Raw genomic sequence first — 10,822 nt, forward strand, 5'->3', positions numbered from 1 at the left:
GGATCACGGTGATGCTTGTGCCAGCGCCGCCGAACGGCTGGCTCGCGATGGATCGAAGGGAGACTTGGATGCTTGTTTCACGTCGCAGCGCCCTCAGGGGCTTCGGTGCCGCAGCAGCAGCGGCGGCAACGGGCTCATTCGCCATGCCTGCGGTCTCGCAGGGCCTGAAGAAGGTTTCCTTCACGACTTCCTGGATCCCGGAGGGGCCGAACCTTTTCGCCTATGTCGCGCGCGACAAGGGCTTGTGGAAGCGCCATGGCCTCGACGTCTCGGTGGCGCGCGGCTCGGGCTCAGGAGCGGCGGCGCAGTCGGTCAGCGCCGGCACCTTCGATTTCGGCATGGCGGCCACGCCGACGGTGATCGTGCAGGCGGCGAAGAAGCTGCCGATTACCTGCATAGGCCAAATCAACTATGACGCGCTGATGGGGGTCGGCGTCCTGTCCGGCTCGCCGATCCGCGCGCCGAAGGATCTCGAGGGTAAGAAGCTGGGCGCGAGCGTGACCTCCGGCGAATATCCGTTCCTACCGCTCTATGCCGAGAAGGCCGGCATCGATCTCAAGAAGCTCCAGATCCTGCAGGTCGACGGCAAGGTGCGCGAGCGCACGCTGGTCGAGAAGCAGGTCGATGCGGTCTCCGCCTTCGCTACCAGCACTGTGCCGTCGCTGGCTCCCCTGGGCACGGATGTCCGCTTCATGCTTTTCTCGGCGGTCGGCATCGAGTTCTACGGCCAATCCCTGACGACCCAGCCGGCCCGCCTCCAGCAGGACCGCGCGCTTTGCGAAGCCTTCGTCCAGGGCGCAATGGAGGCCATCCAGTTCACGATGACCAATTTCGACGAAGCCGTGGACATCTTCCTCAAGGCCAATAGCGAGGTCGCGATCTCCTCGACCGGGAAGGAGTATGCGCGCATCGGGCTCGGGCTGACGAACCTCACCAATCTCGTGCCCGAGGTGAAGCAGAACGGTTTCGGCTGGGCCGACCCGGCCAAGGTCGCCACGATGGCCGATCTCGTGATGAAATATGCGGCGGGCGAAGGCTCCGTAAAGCCGGATGTCGGCACCCTGTTCACCAACGACTTCGTCGGCAAGATCAAGCTTTCACCCGCAGAGCTGGCGATCGCGGAGAAGAGCGCCGCGCCGTTCCGTAGATATGTCGGCTCCTGACCGGCGCAGCGAACGAGGCGACCACTGATGCTGAGTTTGGCACCCAAGGCGGAGCTTACCGTGGCCGAGACACCTCTCGTTTCGGCAACGGATGTCCAGAAGACCTATTTCACGCGGCAGTCGCCGATCCATGCCGTCGCCTCCGCATCTCTCGACGTGGCGAGAGGCGAATTCGTGTCGCTGCTCGGCCCGTCGGGCTGCGGAAAGTCGACGCTGCTGATGATGATCGCCGGGCTGGAGCGGCCGACGGCGGGCTCCATCATGCTTGCCGGCGAGCCAGTCGCGGCGCCGCGCCGCGACATCGGCATCATCTTCCAGGACGCGACCCTGCTACCGTGGAAGAGCACACTGGAGAACGTGCTCTTCCCGATCCGCATCCTGCGCCTGCCGATCGAGAAATACACCGACCGGGCACACAGCCTGCTCAAGATGGTCGGCCTTGCCGGCTTCGAGCACAAGAAACCAGGCGAACTCTCGGGCGGCATGCGCCAGCGCGTCGCGATTTGCCGGGCGCTGATCCACGATCCAGAGATCCTGCTGATGGACGAGCCGTTCAGCGCGCTCGACGCCATCACCCGCGACCAGATGAATGTCGCGCTGTCAGAGATTCTCGAAACTTACCGCAAGACAGTGATCTTCGTGACCCATTCGATCCGCGAGGCCGCATTCCTCTCCGACCGGGTGGTGGTGATGGGCGGACGACCGTCGACGATCATCCTCGACATGAAGATGCCCTTCCCGCGGCCGCGTCGGTTCGAGATCGAGGAAACCCAGGAATTCGCGCAGGTCTGCCGGAGATTGCGCCTGACCATCGAGGCCGCGCACGGCCATGGCGAGATTTCCGTCAAGCCAGATCACGGCAAGGCGACCGCCGCCRCCGTCAGCATCATCGAGTGAGGTCCAGCATGGCAAAGGCCACCATCGGCACCGAGACCGGTGCCGCCCTCCCGGCTTCCGGAGCCGGCCGATTTCAGGGCGCCGCCGGCCTGAGCAGCATCGTTCTGCCGCTTGGCCTGGCCTTCGTCGTGCTGGCGGCCTGGCAGCTTTACGTCACGATCTGGGAGGTCCCCTCGGTCATCCTGCCGTCCCCGGTCTCGATCGCGAAATACATCGTTGCGCGCTACGATATCCTGCTGATGCATGCGGTGCCGACGACGCTGGAATCCGCTGCCGGCTTCCTGCTCGCACTCCTGCTCGGCATCGCGCTCGCCATCCTCATCACCTATTCGGATATGGCGCGCGAGGCGCTCTATCCGAACCTGATCTTCTTCCAGCTCATCCCGAAGATCGCGCTCGCGCCGCTCTTCATCATCTGGCTCGGGGTCGGCTCGCAGTCGCGCATCGCGTTTTCGGTGTTCATCGCCTTCTTCCCCGTGGTCATCGCGACGACCGCCGGCTTCCTGAGCGTGGACCGGGGCATCCTGAGGCTGTGCCGCTCGCTGACCGCCACGGAATGGCAGGTCTTCACCAGCGTACGGTTCCCGATGGCCCTGCCCCATATCTTCAGCGGCATGAAGATCGCGATCACGCTGGCCATCATCGGCGTGATCATCGGCGAGTTCATCACAGCACAGGCGGGCCTGGGCTATCTCATCATCTTCGCGACGGCTCGCGCCGATACGGAGGTGTCGATGGCCGCCATCGTCGTGCTTTGCATCTGCGGCCTGCTCCTCTATGGGCTTGTGGCACTCGCGGAGGTGGTCGCGAACAGATTTTATTCGGCAGACAGCCGGTGAGGCGCTGAGCGTGATGGCGCGAGTGAACGGATCGATGACGCCGGAAGAGCCTGAATCGCTTTCGGCCGGAGTGGTCACCCGTCTTGAGGAAGAGATCCTCAAGGGGATTCGGCGGCCAGGCGACAAGCTGGACGAGCGCCAGCTCGCCGAGCAGTTCGGGATGTCGCGCACGCCGGTGCGCGAGGCACTACAGCGTCTGGCCGCCAGCGGCCTCGTGGTGTCGCGCGGGCGCCAGGGGCTACAGGTCTCGCAGATGTCGCTGGCCGACCTCCTCGACGCGTTCGGGGTCGTGGCCGAGCTGGAGGCGTTCGCCTCCTCCCAGGCCGCCCGTCGTATCCAGCCGGAACAGCGGGCGCGTCTCCAGGCGGCGCACCGGGCCTGCGCCGAAGCTGCCGGGTCCGAGGATGCGGAGGCCTTCTATGCGGCCAATCTCGATTTCCACGAGCTGATCGCCGCCGCGAGCCATAACCGCATCCTTCAAGATGAGCTGCGGCGGCTGACGCTCAAGATCTCACCCTACCGCCGCACCATCACTTACCAGCCCGGACGGATGCACTCGTCCATCCCCGAGCATGAGCGCGTGATGGAGGCGATCCTGCGGGGCGACGGCGTCCAGGCGGCGCAGATGATGCGCTCGCATGTGACCCTGCTCGGCGAAGGATTGTCAGACCTGCTGCATTTCCTGCGCACCTCCGGGCAGCACGGGCTGCTGACGGAGATGTCATAATGTCCGCCACCCCACACGCCGCAGCCCTCTCACCCTTTGGCTGAATTGCGCCACAAACGCCCGTCGCTCTTCCGGGCAACATGCGTCAGTTGCAGACATTTAAAAACTGCCGGAAACCAGACATCCGCGATTGGCCAACGAGTGTCCGATGATGACCATCTCGGACTTCGAAGCCAGTTGGTATCAGAGCCAACTTCCTTTCCAACGCGACTGCCGAGACTTGGGCGGCCAAACGTTTGAAACGAAGGCGCAGCTCGAAATCCCGTTGACGAGAGCGTCCCCGGGGCGGGGCGAGTTGGGAAGGGAGGCGCTCGACGCTTCCCTTCCCATGTCCTCAGAACCCGTCGACGTCGATGACGCTGCGGCCGGTTGTGACCGATCCTACTCTAGCCACGATCCTGCGCTTCTCGCAGGGCACGGACGCGGGCGCCGATATGCCGCCTTCTGTCTGCTCGGCGCGCTGAGGGGCTCGTCGCCACCGGTCTGTGGATGCAGGTCATCCCGCGGTCTAGCGCCACCTTGAGACCACGCGGCGTCTTCAATCGCCGAGGAACTTGCGCAGCGCGGCGTCGATGAATGCCGCGTCCTTCGGATTCTGCCCGGGCACGTTCACCCTGTGCCCCCATTTCGTGGGGATCGGCAGTAGCGTCGCGCTTCGCATCGCCTCAACTTCGGCGCGGCTGTCTTCGACCGGAAAATAAAGATCCGAGGCACTCGGCATGACGAGTGCGCGAGCCGAGATCGCCTTTAGAGCATCGTTCAGATTACCCCTGAAAGTCGGGCCCGTGCTGATGTCGGCCTGTTGCCAGGTGCGGATCATTGCGACGAGATCGTTGGCGTCGCGCCGGCTGAAACGCTCGTCCCAATCGCGGACCAGAAAATCCTCCAAGGAGGCGTATCCGAGCGTCCGGTAGGTCTCCTCGCGATAGAAGGTTTGTGAGAACGCCCAACCGGCATAGACTCGGCCCATCGAGCGGAAGCCAACTGTCGGGCACTCGGTGAATATGTCGCCTCGCCAGGCGGGATCGCCGGTTAGCGCCGCCTTGACGCCCTCGAGGAAGACGAAATTGTGCGGGGACGTCCGCGCCGATCCGCAGATCGGCGCGATGCGCTCGACCATGTCTGGAAACAGCGCTCCCCAGTGATAGGCAGCCTGCGCACCCATCGAGAAGCCGACGGCGAGCGCTACCCGGCGGATGCCGAGGATCTCGGTCAGCAGTCGATGCTGGGCGATGACATTGTCCTGCATGGTCGCATGCGGAAAGGAGGCGGGCCCTTGCGCGTGATTGCTCGGCGAGGAAGACAGGCCGCTGCCGAACAGGTTGATCATAACGATCGTATAGCGCTGCGGGTCGAGCGCCTGCTCTGGGCCGACCAGCCATTCGAGATCGCTGTGATGCGTTCCGAACGAGGTCGGATAGACGATCGCCGGTCGGCCAGAATCCAGCTCGCCGAAGACCTTGTATGCGAGTTGCGCGTTCTCAAGGACGCCGCCGCCATGAAGCGGCAGCTCTCCGAGCGCGGCGAGCCTGTAATCCGCTCCCGCAGGAGCCTGCACATGTCGCATCGACCGTCAGGCCCGGCCGAGATAATAGCGCGCCATCTGTTCGTCGGCGAGCAGCGCCTTGGCTGCGCCGGTGAGCACGATCCGGCCGCTGTCGAGGATATAGCCTCGGTCACTGATCTCGAGGCTCTGGCGCGCTCGCTGCTCGACGACGAGCGCCGCGATCCCGAGCTCCGGTAGCCCACGGATCAGGCCCAGCACCTGCTCTACCAGCGCGTGAGAGAGCGCCGCGGTCGGCTCGTCCAGCAGGATCATCTTCGGGCGCGGCATCAGCGCACGGGCGAAGGCGAGCTGTTGGCGCTCGCCGCCAGAGAGCGAGCCGGCCTGGGCGCGCCGACGCTCTGCGAGCGCAGGGAACAGATCGAACATCTCGCGGATTCGTACGCCACGGTCCTTTACATGCTCGACGACCTGCAGGTTCTCGGTGACCGTCAGCGGCCCAAAGACGTTGGCCACCTGCGGAACGTAGCTGATGCCGCATTTGATCCTGTCCTCGGCCTTCATGGCGAGGAGATCATGCTCGCCGAAGCGGATCACGCCGTTGCAGCGCGGCGCCAGCCCCATGATCGCCTTGACCAGCGTCGACTTGCCGGCGCCGTTGGTTCCCGCGATCGTGACGATTTCCCCGGCATCCACCGTCAGGTTCATCTGCTTGATGATGTCGACCTCGCCATAGCCGGCCGATACGTCCTCGACGGTCAAAAGCCTCATGCCACGACTCCGCCCATATAGGCTTCCTGGACCATCTTGTCCTCGAGGACTTCGTCCGGCTTGCCGTCGGCTAGCAGCCGGCCGCGATCCATGACCAGCATGCGTTGCACGAGCCGCGCCAGCGAGGACAGGTTGTGCTCGACGATAAGGAAGCCGACGCCGCGGGCATTCGCCTCGGCGATGCGCTCGGAGATCTCGTCGATCAGCACCGGGTTGACGCCCGCGAAAGGCTCGTCGAGCAGGATGAACTTCGGCTCCATCATCAGCGCGCGCCCGAGTTCGAGCAGCTTGCGCTGGCCGCCTGAAAGCCGGCCCGCAGGCTGCGACGCCACGGCGCCTAGCTTCAGGAATTCGATTACGCCGTCGACGCGTTCGAAGATCGAGCGTTCCTGCTCGCGCACCGCAGCGCCGCGGAAGAAGGGCGCGAAGACACCTTCGCCGACTTGGTCCTGGGCGCCGACGGCGAGGTTTTCCCTGACGGTGAGGTGCGAGAAGGGTCGGGGGACCTGGAAGGTTCGCGCCAGACCTAACTGGGCGCGCTTCTCGGCGCTGAACCCGCCGAGCGCGGTTCCGGCGAAGGTGATCTCCCCGGCATTAGCCTCCTGGAAGCCGCTGATCACTGCGAAAAGCGTGCTCTTGCCCGCGCCATTAGGGCCGATGATGCMGTTGAGGCTGTCTAGCCGCACGGAGAACGACATCGCATTKACGACGTCGAGCCCGCCCAGCCGCTTTCTGACGTTTTTGAGGGTGAGCGTCATGTGCGGCTGCGATCGGCAATGAGCCCCTGGGGGCGGTAGAGCATGAACAGGATCAGCGCGAGGCCGATCACGGCGAGGCGCAGGCTCGCCATCTGCACCTCAGTGACAATCGRCACGACGTCGCGCAGGAAGCGCGAACCCTCGAGGAAGACCAGCAGAATGGCCGAGCCGGCGATCGCGCCCGAAAGCGTGCCGGCACCGCCCATGATCATCGCGATCCAGACATAGAAGGTGATGATCGGCAGGAACTGGTCCGGCGAGATATAGGTGACGTAATGGGCGTAGAAGGCGCCGGCGAGGCCGGCGAGGCCGCCGCCCAGCATCAGCACCTTGACCTTCATGCTGGCCGGGTCCTTGCCGACTGAGCGCACCGCATCCTCGTCGTCGCGGACGGCGCGGATAAGCCGGCCGAATGGGCTGCCGGTGAGCTTGCGGATCGCCAGCACAGCAACGAGGAGACCTCCTATGACCAGCGCGAGATAGGCGAGGTCGGCCTTGCCGTAGCCGAKGCCGGCGAAGGGCCGCGGAATCCCCGCCAGCCCGCGTGTGCCGTTGGTCAGCCATTCCTCGCTGATGATGACGAGGCGGACAATCTCCGAGAAGCTCAGCGTGACGATGGCGAGATAGTCCGCTCTCAACCTGAGGCAGAGGATGCCAAGCGGATAGGCCATGACGGCTGCGGCGACGGTGCCGGCTACGACACCGAGCGTGATCGGATAGCCGGCGACAGCAAATAGCGCCGAGGTATAGGCGCCGACCGCGAAGAAGGCKACATGACCGAAATTGATCATGCCCGTATAGCCGTAATGCAGGTTCAGCCCGAGCGTCAGAAGTCCGTAGATGCTGGTCATGATGCCGATGGCGATCAGATAGGACATCATCTCAGCGCACCCGCTCCGCCTGGCCGAACAGGCCCTGCGGCCTAATGATGAGGACTGCGATCAGCGCCACAAAGGAGAGTGCGATCTTGTAGGTGAAGCCGACGAGTGGCGTCGACAGCTCTTGCACAATGCCGAGGCCGATCGCGGCGAGGACGGCGCCGACCGGGCTGCCGATGCCGCCGAGGATCGCCGCAGCGAAGGCCGGCAGCAGCAGGTCCCAGCCCAATTCCGGCGTCACCACCGTCTTGATGCCGACCATGATACCGGCGATGGCGCTGAGCAGCCCAACGATCGCCCAGAGCGTGATCATCACCTGGCCGGATCGGATGCCGCTTGCGCGCGCGAGGTTGCTGTCGGCGGCGACGGCGCGCATGCGCCGGCCCAGCGGCGTCAGGAAGAGCAGCGCAAAGACCCCGACCAGGACGGTCGCGGAAACACTAGCCAGCCAAATATCGATAGGCAGGATGCGCACGCCTGAGAGGTTGATGCCGCGCATGATCGGCACCCTGAAGACGTACTGATCGAAGCCGAGGAACAGGGTCAGCGTGCTGCGCAGGAAGAAGGCAATGCCGATGGAAGCGATGAGCGAGGTGACCAGAGGCCGGTCCGCGAGCTTCCGGAACACCAGCGAGTAGGAAGCCACGCTCAGAGCTACCGTCACGAGCATCGCGGCGATACTGCCGACGAGCAACGAGCCGGCCGCCGCAGCCTGCACGATCACCGCCGTATAGGCGCCGAGCGTCATGATGTCGCCGGTTGCGGCGTTCGGAAAGCGCGCCACCGCGAAGGACAGGGAGATAGCCAGCGCGGCAAGCGCGATAATCATGCCCTGCACGGCGCCGGACACGACGAGGTTGAGGTAATCGGCGAGGTTGGACATCGAGCTTTCCAAAATCCGGGCCGGGCGTACTGGACGCCCCGACCCGGCGTGTCTCACTTCAGGACGTAGCGCTTGGCGTACTTGCCCTTGTCGATCGAGAACACCGCGAAATCGGCGACCGCGTTGCCTTCCTCGTCGAAGTCGAGGCGGCCCGACGCGCCTTCGTAGTTGATCTTCTGGCCGGCCTTCAGCGCCTTCTGGCCCTCGGCGAAGCTGCTCACCTTCTGGCCGTTCGGATTGGCGACCTCGCGGATCGCCTTGGCGATGGCGAGGTTGTCGGCGGCGGCGCCGGCTTTCTCGATCGCCAGAGCGAGTGTGATCACCATGTCGTACGACTGCGCCGCGAAGACGTTGTCCTCGCCGGTGGAGCCCAGCGCCTTCTTGTACTCCTCGCTGTAACGCTTGAAGGCAGCGCCCTCGATGTCGGGAACAGACTCGTAGACGAGCACGCCCTCCGACACCTCCGGACCGAGCGCCGAGATCAGCTGTGGGCCGGCGGCCCAGCCCGGGATCAGGAACTTCGCGGTCGCGCCGAGCTCATAGGCCTCGCGAAGGATGATGCTGGTGTCCGGCAGATAGCCCGAGAGCACCACGACGTCGGGATTGGAGGCGAGTGCCTTCTGCAGCTCCGAACGATAGCTGGTGCGGCGCGGCTCATAGACCACCGACGCGAGCACTTTGCCGCCGGAAGCCTCCCAGAACGTCCGGAAGAAGCCGACATTGCCGGTGGCGGCATCGTTGTTGAACGCCATGATAGCCGGCTTCTTGAAGCCTTCCTTGGCGACCGCAGCGGCCATGGCCTGGCCGTTGTACTTGCTGCCCGACTGATAGCCCCAGCCCAGCAGGCGCTCGTTCTGCGAGAACAGCTGCGGCGCCGACGAGGTGTGCATGAAGATCGTGTTCGACGACTTCGTCAGCGGCTGGATTGCGAGCGAGACGCTGGACGACCAAGTGCCGAGGATCGCATTGACCTTGTTGACCTCGATCAGCTTCTTGGCCGCGAGCACCGCGGGCTCTGGCGAGGTCTGGTCATCCTCGGCGAAGACCTCGAGCTTGCGCCCGGCGGCTCCGCCCGCCGCGTTGACCTCGGCCGCCGCGGCGATGATGCTCTTCTGCATCCCAGAGCCATATGTGTTGCCGGCGCCCGTGACCGGATTGAGCGCGCCGAGACGGTATGCCTCCTGGCTGAAGGCCGAGGTAATTCCGGCCAGCAGCAGCGTGCCGAAGCCGATCGCCGCGAGGCCCATTCGCCGTCTGTTGATCGAAGTCATATCCATGATCTCCCCTGTTTATCGCGATGCGAGACGTGTCGGCTAAAGCTCGTTCTTGACGAAGCGGCCGCCCTGGACGATGGCGCGCAGATGCTCTCCCTGGCCCTGCAGCAGGCCGAGATCGTCCAGCGGGTTGCCATCGACGACGAGTAGGTCGGCGTAGGCTCCGGGCGCGACGACGCCGAGCTGGCCGGCCATTCCGATGAGTTCGGCGCCCGTCTCGGTGGCACTACGGATCACCTCGGCGGCGCTCAGTACGGCGCCGCGGATCCGGAATTCATCCGACTGGTAGCGATGCAGATCGCCGAGCAGGTCGGTACCATAGGCCATCTTCACGCCGGCCGCCTTCGCGATCTCCAGCGACCGCGTGCCGACATCGAGCACCTTCGCGAGTTTCTCCAACCCGACCTCGGAGAAGCCGAGCGCGCGACCTTCCCGCGCTAGCGCCTCATAGGTCACCAACGTCGGCACCATGAAGGCGCCGCGCTCGGCCATCAGCGCGGCCGTCTCCTCGTCGATCAGATTGGCGTGCTCGATGCTGCGCACGCCGGCCCGGACGCAGCGCGMGATCGCATCGGCCGTGTAGGTGTGCGCCATCACATAGGTGCGGGCACGACGCGCCTCGTCGACAAAGGCCTCCAACTCCTCTTCCGAATATTGCAGGAAGTCGATCGGGTCCGCCATCGAGGCGACGCCGCCCGAGGCCATAATCTTGATGTGGTCCGCGCCGAGCCTGATCTCGTCGCGCGCGGCGCGTCTGACCTCCGGCACGCCATCGGCGATGCGGCCGATGCCGTTGAAGAGATGGTCGAGCGAGCCGGGGTCCGGCTGATCGATCTGGGGACGGAAGTCACCATGACCACCCGTCTGGCTGATCGCCCGGCCGCAGATGAAGAGCCGGGGGCCGACGAACAGGCCCTGCTCGACGGCGAGCTTGAGCCCACGATCGGCCCCGCCCGCATCACGCACGGTCGTGAAGCCACGCATGAGCATGTCGCGCATGATGCGCGAGGCTCCGGCCGTGACCAGCGAGACCGGGAGCTGACGCGTCGGGGCGAGATTTAGCTGCACGGCGGTGACGTGGGCGTGGCAGTCGATCATGCCCGGCATCAGCACGCGACCGCCCAGGTC

The 10,822-nt window shown here is 64.9% G+C and carries 11 protein-coding genes; 4 read left to right on the forward strand and 7 right to left on the reverse strand.

The genetic code is table 11. From position 1 onward, the window contains the following. Positions 1-68 precede the first annotated feature (68 nt). From AC1DJT_RS28660 to AC1DJT_RS28675, 4 genes are read left to right on the forward strand one after another with little or no spacing between them, the layout of a single operon-like run. A complete protein-coding gene (locus AC1DJT_RS28660) occupies positions 69-1,163 on the forward strand; it encodes an ABC transporter substrate-binding protein (protein WP_476769580.1) in 1,095 nt (364 codons plus the stop codon). A 27-nt stretch (positions 1,164-1,190) separates the two neighbouring features. Beyond that, complete coding sequence (locus AC1DJT_RS28665) at positions 1,191-2,060, forward strand: ABC transporter ATP-binding protein (RefSeq protein ID WP_476835367.1); 870 nt, start codon at positions 1,191-1,193, stop codon at positions 2,058-2,060. An 8-nt stretch (positions 2,061-2,068) separates the two neighbouring features. Then, positions 2,069-2,899 carry an ABC transporter permease gene (locus AC1DJT_RS28670; RefSeq protein WP_476769578.1) on the forward strand — a complete coding sequence of 277 codons (831 nt, stop codon included), beginning with the start codon at positions 2,069-2,071 and terminating at the stop codon, positions 2,897-2,899. Between the two features lie 34 nt (positions 2,900-2,933). After that, on the forward strand, positions 2,934-3,626 hold the full coding sequence (locus AC1DJT_RS28675) for a GntR family transcriptional regulator (RefSeq protein ID WP_476769577.1): 693 nt from the start codon (positions 2,934-2,936) through the stop codon (positions 3,624-3,626). A gap of 538 nt (positions 3,627-4,164) precedes the next feature. On the opposite strand, the gene AC1DJT_RS28680 is transcribed toward AC1DJT_RS28675, so the two are convergent. From AC1DJT_RS28680 to AC1DJT_RS28710, 7 genes are all read right to left on the reverse strand, one after another. Further along, positions 4,165-5,193, reverse strand: a complete 1,029-nt coding sequence (locus AC1DJT_RS28680) for an alpha/beta fold hydrolase (protein WP_476769576.1) — start codon at positions 5,191-5,193, stop codon at positions 4,165-4,167. 6 nt (positions 5,194-5,199) lie between these two features. Then, entirely contained in the window at positions 5,200-5,901 is a 702-nt protein-coding gene (locus AC1DJT_RS28685; RefSeq protein ID WP_476769575.1) for an ABC transporter ATP-binding protein, read from the reverse strand. Then, positions 5,898-6,659 (reverse strand): ABC transporter ATP-binding protein, encoded by a 762-nt coding sequence (locus AC1DJT_RS28690; protein WP_476835368.1) that lies wholly within the window; start codon positions 6,657-6,659, stop codon positions 5,898-5,900. Before AC1DJT_RS28690 ends, AC1DJT_RS28685 begins: the two co-directional genes overlap by 4 nt. Further along, positions 6,656-7,540 (reverse strand): branched-chain amino acid ABC transporter permease, encoded by an 885-nt coding sequence (locus tag AC1DJT_RS28695; protein WP_476835369.1) that lies wholly within the window; start codon positions 7,538-7,540, stop codon positions 6,656-6,658. Before AC1DJT_RS28695 ends, AC1DJT_RS28690 begins: the two co-directional genes overlap by 4 nt. 1 nt (position 7,541) lies before the next feature. Further along, positions 7,542-8,420: a branched-chain amino acid ABC transporter permease gene (locus AC1DJT_RS28700; RefSeq protein ID WP_476835370.1), complete on the reverse strand. Its 879-nt coding sequence runs from the start codon at positions 8,418-8,420 to the stop codon at positions 7,542-7,544. 53 nt (positions 8,421-8,473) lie between these two features. Continuing rightward, positions 8,474-9,691 carry an ABC transporter substrate-binding protein gene (locus tag AC1DJT_RS28705; RefSeq protein WP_476769571.1) on the reverse strand — a complete coding sequence of 406 codons (1,218 nt, stop codon included), beginning with the start codon at positions 9,689-9,691 and terminating at the stop codon, positions 8,474-8,476. Between the two features lie 42 nt (positions 9,692-9,733). Then, positions 9,734-10,822, reverse strand: a 1,089-nt coding sequence (locus AC1DJT_RS28710; RefSeq protein WP_476835371.1) for a metal-dependent hydrolase family protein, incomplete at its 5' end; no start/stop codon positions are given.

Source organism: Allobosea sp. 05T422_2 (assembly GCF_056396265.1).

Excerpts from the sequence above, each read along its gene's own strand:
- AC1DJT_RS28660 (WP_476769580.1), top strand. The coding sequence starts at position 69 with ATGCTTGTTTCACGTCGCAGCGCCCTCAGGGGCTTCGGTGCCGCAGCA.
- AC1DJT_RS28670 (WP_476769578.1), top strand. The coding sequence starts at position 2,069 with ATGGCAAAGGCCACCATCGGCACCGAGACCGGTGCCGCCCTCCCGGCT.
- AC1DJT_RS28675 (WP_476769577.1), top strand. The coding sequence starts at position 2,934 with ATGACGCCGGAAGAGCCTGAATCGCTTTCGGCCGGAGTGGTCACCCGT.
- AC1DJT_RS28680 (WP_476769576.1), bottom strand. The coding sequence starts at position 5,193 with ATGCGACATGTGCAGGCTCCTGCGGGAGCGGATTACAGGCTCGCCGCG.
- AC1DJT_RS28685 (WP_476769575.1), bottom strand. The coding sequence starts at position 5,901 with ATGAGGCTTTTGACCGTCGAGGACGTATCGGCCGGCTATGGCGAGGTC.
- AC1DJT_RS28700 (WP_476835370.1), bottom strand. The coding sequence starts at position 8,420 with ATGTCCAACCTCGCCGATTACCTCAACCTCGTCGTGTCCGGCGCCGTG.
- AC1DJT_RS28705 (WP_476769571.1), bottom strand. The coding sequence starts at position 9,691 with ATGACTTCGATCAACAGACGGCGAATGGGCCTCGCGGCGATCGGCTTC.